This is a genomic window from Comamonas avium (assembly GCF_014836675.1).
GTDB lineage: Bacteria > Pseudomonadota > Gammaproteobacteria > Burkholderiales > Burkholderiaceae_C > Comamonas > Comamonas avium.
Map to the genome: position 1 here is coordinate 434,579 of NZ_JACSQK010000001.1, position 17,721 is coordinate 452,299.

14 protein-coding genes are annotated in these 17,721 nt (G+C 55.8%); 8 read left to right on the forward strand and 6 right to left on the reverse strand.

Features of this window, described 5'->3' with window-relative positions; genetic code table 11:
• Positions 1 to 4: 4 nt before the first annotated feature.
• The 3 genes from H9646_RS01960 to H9646_RS01970 all read left to right on the forward strand — a co-directional run bounded on the left by H9646_RS01960 (position 5) and on the right by H9646_RS01970 (position 5,355).
• The gene (locus H9646_RS01960; RefSeq protein WP_191721638.1) at positions 5 to 3,163 is read left to right on the forward strand and encodes an efflux RND transporter permease subunit; all 3,159 of its coding nucleotides are present in this window, start codon (positions 5 to 7) and stop codon (positions 3,161 to 3,163) included.
• Complete coding sequence (locus H9646_RS01965; RefSeq protein WP_191721639.1) at positions 3,160 to 4,602, forward strand: efflux transporter outer membrane subunit; 1,443 nt, start codon at positions 3,160 to 3,162, stop codon at positions 4,600 to 4,602. Before H9646_RS01960 ends, H9646_RS01965 begins: the two co-directional genes overlap by 4 nt.
• A gap of 297 nt (positions 4,603 to 4,899) precedes the next feature.
• A complete protein-coding gene (locus H9646_RS01970) occupies positions 4,900 to 5,355 on the forward strand; it encodes an Lrp/AsnC family transcriptional regulator (protein ID WP_191721640.1) in 456 nt (151 codons plus the stop codon).
• Between the two features lie 537 nt (positions 5,356 to 5,892).
• Here the strand turns inward: H9646_RS01970 and H9646_RS01975 are convergent.
• Positions 5,893 to 7,041, reverse strand: coding sequence for a glycerate kinase (locus H9646_RS01975; protein WP_191721789.1), 1,149 nt, complete (start codon positions 7,039 to 7,041; stop codon positions 5,893 to 5,895).
• Positions 7,042 to 7,400: 359 nt separating this feature from the next.
• On the opposite strand from H9646_RS01975, the gene H9646_RS01980 reads away from it, so the two are divergent.
• From H9646_RS01980 to H9646_RS01995, 4 genes are all read left to right on the forward strand, one after another.
• Complete coding sequence (locus H9646_RS01980) at positions 7,401 to 7,571, forward strand: hypothetical protein (RefSeq protein WP_191721641.1); 171 nt, start codon at positions 7,401 to 7,403, stop codon at positions 7,569 to 7,571.
• Positions 7,572 to 7,613: 42 nt separating this feature from the next.
• On the forward strand, positions 7,614 to 7,955 hold the full coding sequence (locus H9646_RS01985; protein WP_191721642.1) for an energy transducer TonB: 342 nt from the start codon (positions 7,614 to 7,616) through the stop codon (positions 7,953 to 7,955).
• A 74-nt stretch (positions 7,956 to 8,029) separates the two neighbouring features.
• Positions 8,030 to 8,470, forward strand: coding sequence for an acetyltransferase (locus H9646_RS01990; RefSeq protein WP_191721643.1), 441 nt, complete (start codon positions 8,030 to 8,032; stop codon positions 8,468 to 8,470).
• Positions 8,471 to 8,745: 275 nt separating this feature from the next.
• Complete coding sequence (locus H9646_RS01995) at positions 8,746 to 9,906, forward strand: IS30 family transposase (protein ID WP_191721644.1); 1,161 nt, start codon at positions 8,746 to 8,748, stop codon at positions 9,904 to 9,906.
• 228 nt (positions 9,907 to 10,134) lie between these two features.
• Here H9646_RS01995 and H9646_RS02000 read toward each other — a convergent pair whose 3' ends face one another.
• Genes H9646_RS02000 through H9646_RS02015 form a run of 4 tightly spaced genes read right to left on the reverse strand, consistent with a single transcriptional unit; the run spans position 10,135 to position 15,117 of the window.
• On the reverse strand, positions 10,135 to 11,151 hold the full coding sequence (locus tag H9646_RS02000) for a fimbrial protein (RefSeq protein WP_191721645.1): 1,017 nt from the start codon (positions 11,149 to 11,151) through the stop codon (positions 10,135 to 10,137).
• Positions 11,148 to 13,730, reverse strand: a complete 2,583-nt coding sequence (locus H9646_RS02005; RefSeq protein WP_225213918.1) for a fimbria/pilus outer membrane usher protein — start codon at positions 13,728 to 13,730, stop codon at positions 11,148 to 11,150. The genes H9646_RS02000 and H9646_RS02005 overlap by 4 nt, the downstream gene beginning before the upstream one ends.
• A 52-nt stretch (positions 13,731 to 13,782) precedes the next feature.
• A complete protein-coding gene (locus H9646_RS02010; protein WP_191721646.1) occupies positions 13,783 to 14,520 on the reverse strand; it encodes a fimbrial biogenesis chaperone in 738 nt (245 codons plus the stop codon).
• A 48-nt stretch (positions 14,521 to 14,568) separates the two neighbouring features.
• Positions 14,569 to 15,117 carry a fimbrial protein gene (locus H9646_RS02015; RefSeq protein ID WP_191721647.1) on the reverse strand — a complete coding sequence of 183 codons (549 nt, stop codon included), beginning with the start codon at positions 15,115 to 15,117 and terminating at the stop codon, positions 14,569 to 14,571.
• Between the two features lie 835 nt (positions 15,118 to 15,952).
• On the opposite strand from H9646_RS02015, the gene H9646_RS18705 reads away from it, so the two are divergent.
• Positions 15,953 to 16,144: a GNAT family N-acetyltransferase gene (locus tag H9646_RS18705; protein WP_191721791.1), complete on the forward strand. Its 192-nt coding sequence runs from the start codon at positions 15,953 to 15,955 to the stop codon at positions 16,142 to 16,144.
• A 418-nt stretch (positions 16,145 to 16,562) separates the two neighbouring features.
• Here the strand turns inward: H9646_RS18705 and H9646_RS02025 are convergent, their stop codons facing one another.
• On the reverse strand, positions 16,563 to 17,720 hold the full coding sequence (locus H9646_RS02025; protein ID WP_191721648.1) for a pyridoxal phosphate-dependent aminotransferase: 1,158 nt from the start codon (positions 17,718 to 17,720) through the stop codon (positions 16,563 to 16,565).
• Between the last annotated feature and the right edge of the window lies 1 nt (position 17,721).

Consider the following 17,721-nt stretch of genomic DNA (forward strand, 5'->3'; position numbering starts at 1 on the left):
GTTCATGGCGCAGTTTTTTATCAACCGGCCCATTTTTGCGTGGGTCATTGCCATCGTCATCATGCTGGCGGGGGCGTTGTCCATCTTTACGCTGCCGCTGGAGCAGTACCCCGACATTGCTCCGCCGCGCGTGACGATCGGCGCGCAGTACACCGGGGCCTCGGCAGAGACGGTCGAAAACTCGGTCACCCAGATCATTGAGCAGCAGCTCAAAGGTATCGACAACATGCTCTATATGAGCTCCACGTCTGATGCCTCAGGCCGTGCGCGTACCACGCTGACCTTTGCCCCGGGCACCGACATTGACGTGGCCCAGGTGCAGGTGCAAAACAAGCTGCAGGCAGCCATGAACCGCCTGCCAGATGCCGTGAAAAGCCGCGGCGTGTTTGTCAACAAGGGCGGGCAGGATTTTCTGGTTACCTATAGCTTTTACTCCACCGATCCTTCCATGGACCAGGTGGACATTGGTGACTACCTGAACTCCAACCTGGTGGATGTGATTGGCCGCATCGACGGTGTGGGCGATATCAACGTCTTTGGTACCAACTACGCAATGCGCATGTGGATGGACCCGGCCTTGATGCAAAAGTATGCATTGATGCCTTCGGACCTGATCAGTGCGCTGAATGCCCAGAACGCGCAGGTCTCAGCCGGTCAGCTGGGGGCTTTGCCTGCGGTGCCAGGCCAGCAGCTCAACGCAACCATTACGGCGCGCACCAAGCTGCAGACGGTAGAGCAGTTTGAAAACATTGTGCTCAAAGCGGCACCGGATGGCTCCGTGGTCACCATGAAAGATGTGGCGCGCGTAGAGCTGGGGGCCGATGGCCTGACCGTCAAGGCCAAGCTCAACGGTATGGTCGGTGCCGGTTTGGGTATTGTGCTGGCCGATGGTGCCAACGCCATGCAGGTGTCAGACGCGGTGAACGCAAAGCTGGCCGAGCTCAAGCCTTTCTTTCCCAATGAGATCGATTATTTCGTCAGCTCAGACTCCACGCCTTTTGTGCGTGCCTCCATCTATGAAGTGGTGAAGGCGCTGGCAGAGGCCATGCTGCTGGTGGTGATCGTGATGTTCATCTTCCTGCAGAACTTCCGGGCCACGCTGATTCCGGCGATTGCCGTGCCTGTTGTGCTGCTGGGTACCTTGGGCGTGCTGTCGGTAGCGGGTTATTCCATCAACACCTTGACGATGTTTGCCATGGTGCTGGCCATTGGCTTGCTGGTGGACGATGCGATTGTGGTGGTGGAGAACGTTGAGCGCGTCATGCACGAGACGGGTCTGTCTGCCAAAGAAGCGACCAAGCAGTCGATGAAAGAAATCACCTCAGCGCTGATTGGCATTGGTGTCACGCTGTCGGCAGTGTTTGTGCCCATGGCTTTTTTTGGTGGATCCACGGGTGTGATTTATCGCCAGTTCTCCATCACGATCGTGGCGGCCATGGCTTTCTCGGTATTCGTTGCGCTGACTCTGACGCCCGCGCTGTGCGCCACCATCTTGAAGCCCCCATCACAGCATGGCAATGAAAAGCACATTCGCCGTGGCTTGCTGGGCTGGAATGACAGGTTCTTTCGCTGGTTCAACCACCACTTTGACGCTACCGCAGCGCGTTATCAGCGCACGGTGGCATGGAGCCTGCAACGCGCCAAGCGCATGATGCTGATTTTCCTGGTGGTTCTGGCTGCTGTATGGCTGCTGATGAGCCGCCTACCCACATCTTTTCTGCCTGATGAAGACCAGGGCTTTGTCAGCGTGAGCGTCAATTTGCCTGCTGGCGCTGCCGATGCACGCTTGCAAGAGGTACTCGATCAGGTGCGTGAGTACTTTGCACAGCAGCCCGATGTGATCAGCTTTAACCAGGTCTCGGGCCTGAGCGGTGACCAAAGTTCAGCCCGTGGTTTTGTGCGCCTCAAACCTTGGGATGATCGTCCTTTGAGTTCGCAATCCGCTGCAGCGATTGCACACCGCGCGACCGAGGATCTGGCCGCCATTCGTGATGCCCGCATCTTTGTGCTGCTGCCGCCTGCCGTGCGGGGGCTGGGGTCTAACTCTGGCTTTAATTTTGTTTTGAAAGACATCAATGGACTGGGGCACACAGCCTTGCTGGATGCCAAAAACCTGTTCATTGCCGAGTCGCGCAAGCACCCGGAGCTAACGCGCGTGCGCTCCACCAATCTGGATGACGCCACCGAGCTGCGGCTAGATATTGATGACCGCAAAGCGGCGGCCTTGAATCTGTCGTACAGCGACATCAACAGCGTGCTCTCCAGCGCCATGGGCGGCACCTATGTGAATGACTTTTTGAACAATGGCCGCGTCAAGCGTGTGTACATCCAGGGTGACGCGCAATACCGCATGCTGCCGCAAGACATTGCCAAATGGAGCGTACGCAACAAGAACGGAGAGATGGTGCCTTTCAGCGCGTTCTCCAGCACGTATTGGGCCTATGGCTCGCCCCAGCTCATGCGCTACAACGGTGCGCCGGCCTATGAACTTGAGGGAAGTGCCGCACCGGGTGTCAGCTCGGGCGTGTCGATGAAAGTGGTCGAAGACATACTCAAGACCATGCCCAACGGCATTGGCTATGAATGGACCGGGGCTTCCCTGCAAGAGCGCCAGTCTGGCGCGCAGGCACCACTGCTGTATGCCATCTCCATCTTGTTCGTGTTCTTGTGTCTGGCAGCCCTGTATGAAAGCTGGACGGTGCCGCTGTCAGTCATGCTGGCGGTGCCACTGGGGGTGGTGGGCGCGCTGCTGGCCACTTACACCCGCGGCTTGACCAACGACGTGTACTTTCAGGTCGGGCTGCTGACAACAGTGGGCCTGGCCTCCAAAAATGCCATCTTGATTGTGGAGTTTGCGGTGCAGCTGCAAGAGCAGGGCAAGAACCTGTTTGATGCCACCGTAGAGGCTGTGCGCATGCGCTTGCGTCCCATTTTGATGACGTCGCTGGCCTTCGGTTTTGGCGTGGTGCCTCTGGCCATTGGCTCGGGCGCTGGTGCAGGTGGGCGCAACGCCATTGGTACCGCGGTACTGGGGGGGACGGTGGCCTCAACCGTGCTGGGCCTGTTCCTGGTGCCTGTCTTCTTCTTGCTGGTGCGCAGCTGGTTCAAGAGCCGATCGCGCATTGAAGACGCACCCACCAACCCACAGGAACCTGTCGCATGAAGACGTATTTGACCTTGCGGCCTGTGGTGGCCGCAGCGATGGCTGCAGTTGCACTGTCTGGCTGTAACTTGGCACCAAAGTTTGTACAACCTGCACTGAGCGTGCCGGATGCCGTGTCGGCACAGGCGGGCACGCCTGCTGTAGCGAATGCGCCAGCGCTGAGCTATGCCCAGGCGCAGGCCTGGATTCAGAGCAGCCAGTTGCGCGAAGTGGTGGCACTGGCGCTGACGCACAACCGCGACCTGCGCATTGTCGTAGAAAACATCGAAAAAGCACGTGCCCAGTACGGCATCACACGGGCTGATTTATTGCCCAGCATTACGGCGCAAGGGCAGGGCACGCGCAGCCGTACCAGTGCAGATCTCAACAGTAATGGGCAGTCCAGCATCAGCGAGCAATTTACGGCGCAGCTGGGTTTTACCAGCTACGAAATTGATTTCTGGGGGCGAGTGCGCAATTTGAGCGAAGCTGGATTACAGGCTTTTTTGCAGTCTGAAGAAAACCAGCGCAACGTTCAAATTGGCCTGGTAGCTGATGTCAGCAACGCCTGGCTGAGCTTGGCGGGCGACATGGCACGCCTGCAACTGGCCAAAGACACTTTGGCCAGCCGCGAGAAAGCCTATGCACTGACCAAACGCATGTTTGAGATTGGCTCTACCTCTGGGTTGGTGCTGGCGCAAAACCTTTCTACGGTAGAGACTGCGCGCGCCGATGTGGCCGCCTTTACCTCGCAGGTGGCGCGAGATCGCAATGCGCTGCAACTGCTGGTGGGCGGTGTAGTGGCCGCTGATTTACTGCCCACTGCACAGACATTGGCCGTGTCAGATGACAACAACCTGGCCTTGCTGCCGGTGCCAGAGCAATTGCCGTCCAGCGTATTGCTCAAGCGCCCCGATGTGCAGGCGGCAGAGCACAACCTGCGCGCCATGAACGCCAACATTGGCGCTGCGCGCGCGGCCATGTTCCCCACCATCTCGCTCACGGGCAGTGTGGGCTCTGGCAGCCGCGAGCTCGATACCCTGTTTGGCAGCGGCAATGGCACGTGGAGCTTTATGCCGCAAATCAGGCTGCCTATTTTTGATGGCGGGCGCTTGCGTGCAGGCGTCGACGTGGCCAACGCAAACCAGCGTATTGCAGTGGCGCAGTACGAAAAAACCGTGCAGACCGCTTTCAAGGAAGTGGCCGATGCGCTGGCAGACCGTGCGCAGTGGGGAGAGCGGCTGGGTGCCCAGACGGGCATGGTGCAGGCCACGCAAAAGGCGTTTGACTTGTCTGAAGCACGGTTTCAGGCCGGTGTTGACAACTACCTGACCGTGCTGGATGCCCAGCGCAGCCTGTATGCCGCACAGCAAACACTGATCACGCTGCGCCTGGCAGAGCAAACCAACCGCACCACTTTGTGGAAAGTGCTGGGCGGGCAGGAAGTGCCGCTGCAGTAATGCGGTGCTGGCAGACGCTGCATGCTGCAGCGCGCCCTGCAAAATAAAAAGGCCGATTTGCGCGGGTGTGCAAATCGGCCTTTTTACGTCAAGCACTGGGTGCTAAGGTCACATGGCAGCGGGCAAACGGTAAATTGCTGTAGCGATGAAATGGCGTTGAACATCGCCGGTGGGCGCTGCTTCCATACCTTGTAGTGTGCGTACATTGCTACAGAAAATGATGCTGCATTTTCTTGAAAACTGCGCTGCTACAGAAAAAATAAAAGAAATAACTAAAAATGCAGCAAAATTTACTGCATGGACAAAATTGATCGAAAAATTCTTTATGAATTGCAGCGCAATGCGCGCGCCAGCCTGCAAGAGATTGGGCAGGCGGTGGGCTTGAGCCCTTCACCCTGCTGGACGCGCATCAAGCGGATGGAAGACGAGGGGGTGATCGAGGGCTACACCGTGCGTCTGAACCCCCAGGCGCTGGGGCTGAGCGATACGGTGCTGCTCATGGTGACGCTCAACAGCCACAGCGACAACACGCTGGAAAAATTTGGCGAGCAACTGGCCACCATTCCCGAAGTGGTGGAGGCGCACCTGGTCTCAGGCACTTATGATTATTTGCTGCGCGTCATGGTCAAAGACACGCGCGACTATGAGCGGCTGCTGCGCGAGAAGCTCTACAAGATCAAAGGCATTCAACACAGCCAGTCCATGTTTGTGCTGCGCACGCTGAAACGCTCGGAGATGCCGCTGGGGCAGTGAAGCGAGTTTTTGGTAATGTGAATCTTTGCGCTGCGAATCTTTACGTTGCCAAGGGCGGGCGGCGATACAGGCCCTTGATGTTCTAGATGCCCGTTATGCGTTGTGCACAAGCTGCATGATTCAAACGGCTCGATTCAAGCGGCTTGTTCAGGTTGCGAAAAATGGTTTTTTCAAGAACTCGCAATCATGAGCTATTTATAAGATAGCTGCTTGCGCTTATGTAGTAACGTTTTCAGATATAAAAGTATCTGAAAACATCACTCAGTAAGCGCTGATAGCTCTTTTAAACTGAGCAGTCAAGCAAAACAGCCTGTTTTCTGGCGATTCTTAGCGCGCTTGCTGCGTTCATTGTGTGTAGCGATGAACGCCTTGGGGATATATGCCATCGCCTTATCGCTCTGTCGCTCTATCGCTCTGTCGCTCTATCGCTCTATCGCTCTATCGCTCTATCGCGCAGGCACAGGGTTGCTTCAAGGCTGATGCCAGCTCTTTACTGGCAATCCCCAAAGCGCCCCCACCACTTTTGCCTCATGCGCGTTATGCCTTGACGCTGCGTTGCCCCATGGCCAGCAAGGCTGCAATGTTGCGTGCTGCACAGCGCACGTTGTGCTCGGCTTCTGCTACAGCTTCCTGGATAGAGCAAGGGCGGCTCAGTACGCTGAAGATGGCATCAATGCCATGCGCATGCACCACCTGGGCGTTGGTGCCCAGACTGCCCGCAATACCAATCACGGGCACACCGTGCTTGCGTGCCACAGTGGCCACACCAAATGGTGTTTTGCCAAAGATGGTTTGCTGGTCAATGCGGCCCTCGCCGGTGATCACCAGATCAGCGTTGTGCACCGCGGCATCCAGACCAACCGCTTTGGCAATGATCTCGCAGCCGGGGCGCAACTGTCCTTTCAAGAACGCCAGCATGGCAGCGCCCATGCCACCTGCAGCACCAGCACCGGCTACGTCGGCCACATCCACACCCACATCCCGCAAGATGACTTGTGCAAAGTGCTGCAGGTTGGCATCCAGCGTTTGCACCATGGCTGGGGTGGCACCTTTTTGTGGCCCAAAAATGGCTGATGCACCGCGCTCGCCGGTCAAGGGGTTGTCTACGTCGCAAGCCACTTCAATGGTGCATTCCAGCAGGCGTGCATCCATGGCTGAGGCATCAATGCTGGCCAGCAGCGCCAGTGGGGCGCCACCGGGGCCAATGCTCAGGCCCGCCTTGTCCAGCAGCCTGACGCCCAGCGCTTGCAGCATGCCTGCGCCGCCGTCATTGGTGGCGCTGCCACCAATGCCCAAAATGAGGTGGCGTGCGCCGGCATTCATGGCGGCGGTGATCAGCTCGCCGGTGCCGTAGCTGGTGGTTACCTCGGGATTGCGCTGCGCCGGGGGCACCAGTGCCAGACCGCTGGCGGCCGCCATTTCAATCATGGCGATGCCGCCATCACCTGTCAGGGCAAAGAAGCTGCGAATGGTCTGGCCCAGCGGGTCCGTCACATCCACATCCACGCGGCGGCCTTGCGTGGCCTCAATCATGGCCTGCACAGTGCCTTCGCCGCCATCGGCCATGGGTACTTTGACGTAGTCGGCATCTGGAAAAATTTCCTTGAAACCCAGCTCAATCTGCGTAGCCACTTCGAGTGCAGACAGGCTTTCTTTATAGGAGTCCGGGGCGATGACGATTTTCAGTTGGCGTTTGTTTTCGTGAGTCACTGATTTATTTGCTTAAGTCGTTGCAGATATTGAGGTGCTCACGAAGTGAACACAGAACTTACGCCTAAAGCTACGTCACCTCACAGACAAATCGTCGCACCCAATTTGCAGTGCAGTGCACGCTTCGGCGTAGCTTTAAAGCGCAGAGTATGTATGTCTTTTGATGCGCGATCAGTCACAGAGATGATTCGCAGCAAATCGTTCAGGCGCTCGCACAAAAAAACCGCCACCGACTCGCTGGCCAAACTTGCCAGCGTTTTGCATGCAATACCGCCACTTTGAGTGTCATGAAGCCACGCAGAGCTTCTCTACCCGCTCAAACTAGTAGTGGCGCAATGTCGCAAATCGACGCAGAGGAGACCGTCAGCGATGGTGCTATCAGAGAAGACTGCCGTCACATCAGTTTGATGAAAACAGAGCGCCAAAACACAGCCAAGCTAGACGTGAATTCTTGGCATGAGCAATTCAAATTAGATGAGAATGAAAATAAGTATCGTTCTGACTGATTTGCCATGCCACCCATATTGCGCCTCCTCTTCGCCGTCGTTATGACATCTTTGGTCTCAGCTTGTGCTACTTCTGGAGAGCCAGCATCTGCTTCATGCGAGAGTCAATGCCAGATAACTAAAAAGGAACTTTTACTCGCTTTAGGTGCTAAGCCAGACTATCCGGTTGAAGCGCGCTGGCTTGGTCAAGAAGGGCGGGTAATCATCCGAGTTTTGGTGGGCTCAGATGGAGCCTTCTCTAAGGCATCAGTGAAGAAGTCCAGTGGATACGCTCTCTTGGATCAAGCTGCGCTTGAAGCAGTATCTAAGATGAAAACGGTCCGAAAAGGTGAAGCAAAACCTCGGTGGTATCTAGTTCCAATTACCTTCTCATTGAAGAAGTGAATGCAGTGCTGTCCACTAATTGATCAACAGGGCAGCCTTGCTTACCAGTTAACTGGAGGTGTTCTAATCAGAAAATGACATCCATTCGAATTTCCCGCCCTGACGATGGTGAACGTGCTATTGAAATTTGGCGCCATGCGATTGATGCCACGCATCACTTTCTGACCCCAGAGGACCGGCAAGCTATTGATGCGATGGTGTGCGACTTTCTACCCCAAGTCCCGCTTTGGCTAGCTGTGGATGCCAACGATTACCCATTGGCGTTCATGTTCATAGATAACGGGCATATGGATGCCTTGTTCGTGGATTCTGCATACCGGGGAATGGGTATTGGTGCCATGCTGGTACGGCACGGTCTTGCACTTCACCCCAGCATGACAACCGACGTTAATGAACAGAATTTGCAAGCATCAGACTTCTACGAAAAAATGGGTTTTAAGCGCACGGGGTGTTCAGCGCTTGATGGACAAGGTCGTCCTTACCCCCTGATTCATTTGAAATACGGCAGCTTTTAAATCGTTGCTCCTGGCCGAAAGCAGCGGTGGCACATGACACATTGCGTGTTTATCAATTCCTGAAAAATTAGAACGTCACTTCACCACTAGGAATTGCAACAATCTTGTGACCAAAGCTCGATATTGCGGAAAGCGTTGCGTTGTGATGTTGTCTGATAAGGGCTCCAGAAGCGTGTGCCTTATCGTGGGTAGTGTGTGCATCCGAAGCAATAACAACTGTGGATTCAACTGGTCAATGCAACACAATGATCGCCTCTGGCGCAAGGAGTGTTTGCATGAAGCGAAGACCGCGGATTTACTACTCAGCAGCCCAGAAGGCATTGATGTGGGATCGCTGGAAAGCTGGCGATACCTTGCATGAGATCGGCAAGTTGTTTGATCGCCCACACACCTCCATTCACACCATACTGAGTGCAACAGGCGGCATTAGGCCGCCGCAGAGGCATCGTTCTCGCTTGGCTTTGTCGATTGCCGAGCGAGAAGAAATCTCCAGAGCATTGGCTGCGGGTGAATCGATACGCTGCATAGCCAAACGCTTGAAACGATCGGCATCCACCGTCAGTCGTGAACTTCAGCGCAATGGTGGTAGGGCTTGCTACCGCGCAGCGAAGGCGGACGAGGCCGCTTGGCAAAGAGCCTGCCGCCCAAAGATGTGCAAGCTAGACAACAATCTTGCACTGGCTGAGATCGTGTCAGTTAAATTGCAGAGCCTGTGGTCACCCGAGCAAATAGCGGGATGGCTCACACGGACCTATCCGGACGACAAGGATTTACAGGTGTCGCACGAAGCCATTTACCGCACGCTATTCGTCCAAACACGTGGAGCCTTGAAGAAGGAGCTTCTGGCACATCTGCGCCGCACCCGAGGGATGCGCCGCCCACGCCACTACACCCAGAAGACGCCCACTCACGGCCGAATCGTTGATGCAGTAACGATCAGCGAGCGCCCAGCATGCATCGAAGATCGGGCAGTGCCAGGTCATTGGGAAGGCGATCTGTTGTTTGGCGATGCTTACAGCCAGATCGCAACGCTGGTAGAGCGGCACACGCGCTATGTGATGCTGGTTAAAGTGGTAGACAAGGACTCACACACTGTTGTCGCAGCGCTGGCCAGACATGCACAGACATTGCCGAAAGAGCTGTATCGCTCATTAACTTGGGATCGCGGATCGGAAATGGCAGGGCATAAGCGATTCACCGTGGCTACCGATATCCAGGCCTACTTCTGCGATCCGCACAATCCATGGCAGCGAGGGACGAACGAGAACACCAACGGGTTGCTGCGGCAGTACCTGCCCAAGGGCATCGATATCTCTGGTTACTCGCAAGACGAGTTGGATGCAATTGCCAGAAAATTAAATGAACGCCCGAGGAAAACCTTGGGGTACAAGACACCGGCTGAAGTGTTCAACGAGTGTGTTGCATCGATCGGTTGAATCCACACTGCACAGCAGACCCCCTGCTGGTGAATCACGAATGAAAGCAACGGGCCTATTGCGGCATTGCGCCGCTATTAGCTTTGACATGCCAGATAAGTTCTGCGCAGCTTCATTACACTAAACGAGGCGGTATTGAATGCAAATCGCTGGCGGGTTTAGCAGCAAATCGGTGGTGGTCTTGCGGACTTGAGGCAAATACTCACCGCATGGCCCCGACAGAAAAATTCACTCGTAGAACAGGGTGAAGAATGCTGTGGTCGACACAAGGCCCGAGCCCATTGCAGAAGGGCTTGCCGCAGTACGGAAATAACGTGCCGTCAACGGAATCTTGACCCGTGTGGAGCCGGGAGATGTCTTCTTGCCATGGACCACTTTCGAGCCCAGCTGCAGTTGGGTGGTGCTGCTCAGATCGCCCTCGAAAAGCATGACACCCACCCCGCTTGCCATGCCCTCGCCACTGCTATTGGCTAGAACGTTACTGCCATCGGAGGTCTGCGTGCCGTCAACCTGGTAGCTGACCTTCACACCACTGTCGCAGAGCAGGTTGATATTGAAGGTTTTCGCCTTGTCGTTGGACCGTGGGATGGGGGCATCAAAATCAGTCTTGGCAATCGTCGGCAGGCGCACGTCGATAGAGCGGCTGTCGGCATTCATCTCACAACCGAGGCCGGTGATTTGCGAGCTACTGGTGATGGAGAGCTTCGTTACAACCAAATTGTTGTAGCGCACTTCGGAAGAGCCTCCAATAGTGACCACTCCCGCAGAAACATCGATGTCATCGGTCTTGATCAGGAGCACTCGCCAGTTGGTACTCAACGGGTATATCGTTGGCGCGTCCACCGGCCAGTTCAGACTAGGCAGCGGGGTAATTCGGGTTGGGTTGGGGTTGCAACTCATCTGGTTGCACCAGAACACCGAAACACCGATGCCCGGCACATTGGTGCCGAACACATAGGGCAAGCCGTTGTTGTTTGCAAGCCCAGGAACTTCCGCTCCAATACCGCCAGCATGGGTGCCTGTCACCCAACCACGAACGTCACAGTCGATGGTGGTGTCAGAAAATCTCTTCCAGCCACTGTCCCACAGCGCGGTGCCGTTGAGGGCGTTACGCGGGATGCTCAAGGTTGACGGCAGGGCCACCGTTGCCCGCACGTTTTGACTGCCCGGTCGGAAAGTACACCCCTCCGCCGCCAGCGCTGAAGACCCCCACAATAGGGCAATGAGTAGAAGAAAAATTCTCATGATGACTCCTCGTGAACTGAGCGCGGCTGGGACGCACCGGATGGTTTGCTGCACAGCGCCTGCGCCTTGATGAAGGGCGACTCGCGCTTGTGCTCCAGCGACGGCAAGCTGTAATGCACCAGGCACTGGCGATCACTGCCTTGCCCCCAACGCACGGTCAGTTGGCCCTGTGGCTCGGTGGCGCGGAAGAACACTCGACTGCCTTGCCCCACTAGCGTCAAGCTGTTGCCCTGTGCATCGAGCACCTCAGCGCCCATCGGCAGCGCTTGGCGCTGCTCGTTGTGCAGAGTCAGCAACACGGGCTCGCCCGTCACGGTGGGGTAGTTCAGCATCACCACTGCGCCATAACGCGGGGCGATGCTCTGCGAAGTAAGTTGCAGCTCGACGTCGTCGGCGATGCCCTTGGGGTCGAGCGCCACTTCGTTTTGCCGGTACGGCATCAGGCTGGCCACTACACCGTAGCCACTACCGCTCAATTGGTCTCCGTTGTTGTTGAGCAGCCGCGCGCCCTTGGCGTTCTTTGCTTCGACGATGGCACGCGTTTCGCCCTGGCTCTGACTGAAGGTGATGCCCTCAGGATGCGCCACCACACTTCCCGACAGCCCCAGGCCAACCTGGCGATAGCCGTCGCCCTGGCTGTAGCTGCCAGACAGATTGCTGCTGGCCGCGCGGTATTGCACATTAACGCCGCCCGAGTTGCTGGTATCGCCTTCTGCGCGTGAGCGCGAACCATAGACGCCGTAGTTGAACTGGTTGAATTCGCCGAGCACGCCGGAAACGTTCAGTTGGTTATTCAAGTCGCCCTTGTCCGAATAGGTGCTCGAGCTGCTCAGGTAAGGGGCGCGGCTGGATCGGCCCAGCGGAAATGACAGCATGAGCATGTACTGCGTGATTTTTTTGCCGCGATTGGACTCAACGCGACTGGCTGACAAGCTCATGCTGCCCCAGCGATAACTGTTGGAGTAGCCAGCCTGGTAATTCGTGTCTCTGGACTGGCCTGCCTGCCAGTAGCTTTGCGAGGAACCACTAATAAAGAGGCTGCCGTAGCCTTTGGCCAAGGGCTGATTGATGTTCATCTGGAAGCGGTTACGCTGACGACGTGCAGGCGCAGCGCTGGGATCGCGGGCTCGGGCAAAGTCGCCAAAACTCAGGTAGCCCTCGCTGGAGAACCGATACGCCGACACCACAAAGTTAGTTCGCGTGCTCTCCAGCAACTTGCTGTAACTGAGGCGAGAACTCAGGCCTTTTGCCGAACTGTTTAAGCCACCACGCTCTTGCAGCCCCGAGGCTCTGGAGTGGGTGGTATCAAAGGCGAAGGCTCCCAGCGATGTACTCAGCGCAACACCGCCCTGCACCGCCAGGTATTGGTCTGCGAAGATGCCGCCGATGTAGCCGGTCCACCTGTTGGAGATGCCGCGTTGGTAAGTGCCCTGGGCGAAGCGTGGCTTGCTCTTGAGCCAGTCATCGCGGTACTTGCCGGCGGTGATGCTGTAGCGTGAAGTGCCCGGTCGCAGCAACTGGGCCACCGAAGCGAAGGGAACGGTGAAGCTGCGTACGCGTCCATCGGCCTCGGTCACTGTCACTTTCAGGTCGCCTGAGTAGCCGGTGTTGTACAAATCGTCGATGACGAAGGGGCCGGGCGCCACGCTGGTTTCGTAGAGCACAGTGCCGCCCTGGCGTACAGTCACCCGCGCGTTACTCTCGGCGGTTCCGTGAATGGTTGGAGCGAAGCCGCGCTGCGAATCGGGCAGCATGCGATCATCCGAGGACAGTTGGACGCCCGTGTACGGCACACTGTCGAAGAGGCCCGATGGCGTGTAGTACTCACCCAGCGTCAGCTGAGACTTAAGGCCGGTCAGGTCCCGCTGCGCATAGCTGCTTACCGCGTCATAGTGGCTGGTCGTTGGGCCGCTGCCACTGCTTTGGCTGTAGCTGCCGTTATGGCGCAGTCGCCAGTTGCCGATGTTCAGTCCGACATTGAGGCCGGTGTAGAGCTGGGTACTTTCCTGGCCGCGCCCATCGTTGCGATAGGCGTTGGCGTTGTAGTCGACAAACCCGGCTGTGACACCGCGATCCCACTCGCGTGGATCGACATAACCGCGGCGGGGGAGCTTGAGGAACGCCTGCGGAATGCTTAGATCCAGACGCAGGGTGGCCAAATCCAGCTCGGCTTGGGCACCCGGCAGTTGCTGGGTGATATCTACACAGTCGACTTCCAGCGCCGCAGCATCCGACACCCGCGCCACATCCAGCCCCAGGCTTGCCAGTTGATTGTGCTTGAAGCAGTAGCGTGATGCCCGACCATCCTGCGCATCCTGCACGATGACGTCCTGCTGCCCGATCCCGTTCTGATTCACGTAAACATCCAGCTGATAGCTACCTGGCGTCACCGGGTTGCCACGTTCGAAACGCGAGATATCCACCCTGTCGCTCGCTGGCCCCTGGAGAAAAGCTGGATTGAAGGACGCCTGCTGGGCTCCCGTTTGCGCGAGCACCTGATTGATACCCCCAGTCAAAGCAACACTAACGATAGCGGCCCGAAATGCGTCACGAAGCGACAAGCGAGCATCGATGAACATGCACCAACGGGGAAATATACAAATGAGCAGACGCACCCCAGCTCCTTGAGGCTCAGTGCAGACTGGCGGACTGCTCGGGGGCAGCACCGAAGTCGCTCATCCAGCGGAAACGCACCTTGCCTCCATCGACCCCACCGCTGTAGCCCGGCAATGGGAAGTCTTGGCTGCTAAACGGCACGATCATGCCGCCGCCGGTATCCGTGGTACGACCACCCTGATCCAGTGACAACGCACTGAACGACAGGTGATAAGGGCTGGAATTTTCGCCACGCAGTACATAGCCATCGCCATCGCCTTGACGCTGTACCCGCCAGACCACCTGCGCGATAGCCTTGTGCAGATCACCCGACAGGCCACTGGGGCGGTAGAACAGTTTCAGGCGTGACCGCACAGCGATCTGCATCATGTTGCCTGCGGAGTCCTGCGGCAGCGGCGGGATCTCCAGCGCATTGAACCAGAACAGGCTCTCGCGATCCTGCGGCAGGTTCTCGCCGGTAAATGCCAGGCGCACGCTCTGACCTTTCAGCGGGTCGAGCCTGAAGATGGGTGGCGTTGCCAGGAAGGGCGCGTCTGCATCCTGCGGCTTGCTTTGGGTATCACCACGATCAACCCAGATCTGCATCAAAGCGGGGTCTGATCCCTTGTTGGTGAGTTTGATGGTGACTTCGCGTTCCTTGGCGGGGTAGACGATTCGCGTTCCATCGATCGATACGCCGGCGTGGGCGACGGATAGGGTGGACAGGCAAAGCAGTACGCTGCAGAACACGTCCCGTAACCAATAAGCGGACATTGCTGGTTTCTCTTGACTACCCGGGACTTGCGCCCCGGGCTATGCGGATTACTCGTAGGTCAGTTGGAAGTTCGCCGTGGCTGCGACAGCACCGGCGCCAGCGCCACCCGTTTGCGAGTAATACTGCACGTAGTACTGCAGATTGGCCGGCGTCGTGCCGCTCACAGTTTCCGCACGAGCCAACTGCGTGGTGGCGTCGTCGGTATTGATGTTGATCACATCGTGGTTTTTATCGAGCACTTGCACCTGTACGCTGCTAGCCGGATCGGTAGCAGCTTGGTTTTTCAGGTTGCCATGGGCATCGACGTTGGTGTCTGGAACGAAACCAGCAGAGACTTTCACCCCATCGCCGCAGCCGGTCACCTTCAAGGAAAAGCCACCACGACCGGCACTGCTCTGCGCGGCAGAGAGCAAATCCTTGTCGACAGGAGGCAGATTCACACTGACAGTTGTGGCAGAGGTACCAAGTACACAACTGGTTTCAGTGACCTTGCCAGTAATGTTGACCACACCGGTCTGAGGGGTGGCCGCATAAGCTTGGGCACCAAGACCGACGCCCGCTATACAGATCAATATAGTGCGCAATTTAGATGACATATCGCTCTTTCGAATAATTGAAGACACCAAAGTTAATCTGTCGATCAAAGCCATTCTTAGAGCGTAATCCGCAGAACTAGCTTGTTTGCGGGATTAGTAACTTCGAAATAAATCTATGCTCCGACAGGAGTTGCGGATGATGAAATATATTCACAAAAAACTCAATAAGAACATTCTTGTAAGCACGCAAGAATATTCTTGGATACAAAATATTTAATTGAATCTCGAAGAGATTTTTAATTGAAAGTTTCTAGTGATTGTCAAAGATTTTGAAACAAACTGCGCCGTGCAGAAATCCATATTCGGTACGAGCTGAATTGCTGCGGATTATCTGGATGCCCTGAATTTTTATTGCATAAGGTTTTTTGAAATTTATCAGTGACTGCTGATTGTTGAAACCATCGCATCTTTCCATGAGCTGTTTATTTCTTTAGAGAAAATCACATGATTGACACAGTCGTGGACCTGAAGTGTTAATTCATTCAGGAAAGCTGGTAGTTTTGCCGATGGAGTAACTCATATAATTGACTATTGAATTAAGGCCTGCTAACACCACACCCTGGATAAGTCATTGCTTGACCATACCGTACGCATGTACTGCCTGTGGCTTGGCGCCTCGTCTCCAGCGCAAATCAAAGATTTGCTGAATGGTGTTAGCCACTAGCAGGTGATACCTATTGTCAGAATTAAAGAATTTTGACGAGAACTACATAATGCCAGCAGGCGCCATGTGACTAGCTTGCAATCGCACTGGCGTTACTGTTGCGACAGCCGGGTATCGGGCCTATGACCACCGGTTTAAACATTTCTCGTTGCCCGAAAAAAACCTGTTGAGATCACGCGCTTATATGTTGATCCTGAATATCGAAAACTGGGGCTTGCCACCCAGCTTGTCAAGCAGCTAAAGCTGCACGCAATAGAAAATCACGCAGATACCCTGTATCTGCACACGCATTCATTTCTTTCGGGGGGTTTGATTTTTTGGAATATCAAGGGTTTCGAGTTATTGAGAAAGTTAATGATTTAACGTGGAAAACCATACATATGGTGCTTCAGTGAGAGAATTGAATATTCATAATTAATATTATTAAAGTGATAATTCAATCCCCGAAGAATATATGTCACCCGTGGAGTTTTAGATATTAGGCCAATCGTGACTATGGCAAGGCCAGCATTAAGCGTCGAGCGTGTGTGCGAGGCCCTTTGGGTGGCCAATGCTGGTGCAACCCAAACGCTGCAGACATGGCGCTTGTAGCGATCTATCTGGTTGCAGCGCAGCTGTTGATGTGGCCGGGCCGTTAAAGCGTTGTTCAGGCGGTTGTTTTTGATTTGATAGCTGCAAGCGCTTGCCCAGCAATAACCTTAGATATAAAACACTTTGAAAACAAGAAAGGGAGCGCGCTAGCAGCTCCCTTTTTATATATTTGAAAATTCAGATGCGCTGATTACAGCTTGCGCAGTCGCTCCAGTGCGGCCTGCAGGGTTTCATCTTTCTTGGCAAAGCAAAAACGAATCACTTTCTGATCAAAGCCATTGCCATAGAACGCTGACAGCGGAATCGCCGCCACGCCCACTTCTTTGACCAGCCACTGGCAAAAGTCGGATTCATTGAGCTCGGTGACCGCAGAGATGCCCACGCATTGGAAATAGGTGCCGGTGGTGGGCAAAAGCTTAAAGCGAGTGTCGCGCAGGCCCAGTGCAAACAAATCGCGCTTGCGCTGGTAGAAGGCTGAAAGCTCCAGATAGGGCGCGGGGTCAGCCATGTAGGTGGCCAGTCCCACCTGCATGGGTGTATTGACCGTGAACACATTGAACTGGTGCACTTTGCGAAATTCAGCCATCAATGCGGCAGGCGCTGCCACGGTACCCACTTTCCAGCCGGTCACGTGGTAGGTCTTGCCAAAACTGGAAACGATGAATGCGCGTGCGGCCAAGCCGGCAAAGCGGGCGGCGCTTTCGTGCTGTGCGCCATCAAACACCATGTGCTCGTACACCTCATCGCTGATCAGCAGCACATTGGTAGGCGCCAGCAAGGCCTCTAGCTGGCGCATCTCATCGGCGCTCCAGATGGTGGCGCTGGGGTTGTGCGGGGTGTTGACGATGAGCAGGCGCGTTTGAGGCGTGATGGCCGCAGCAATCTTGGCAAAGTCAGGGCGGAACGTGCCCGGCGTCAGGGGCACGCGTACGCAGGTGCCACCTGCCAGCTCAATATTGGGCGCGTAGCTGTCGTAGCAGGGGTCCAGCACGATGACTTCATCACCGGCATGTACGGTGGCCAAAATGACAGTCAAGATGGCCTGCGTGGCACCTGCCGTGATGGTGATTTCGCTGTTGGCGTCATAGCGGCATCCGTGCAAGGCTTGCATCTTGCTTGCCACGGCTTCGCGCAGCTGTGGCATGCCGGGCATGGGTGGGTACTGGTTGTGGCCCGCCTGCATGGCTGCCGTGACGGCATCCACCAGCTTTGGGTCGCAGCCAAAATCTGGAAAGCCTTGACCCAGATTGACGGCCTGGTGCTGGTTGGCCAGCGCAGACATGACAGAAAAAATAGTGGTGCCCACATTGGGCAGCTTGCTGGGAAATGCTGGAGTCACAACAGTCATG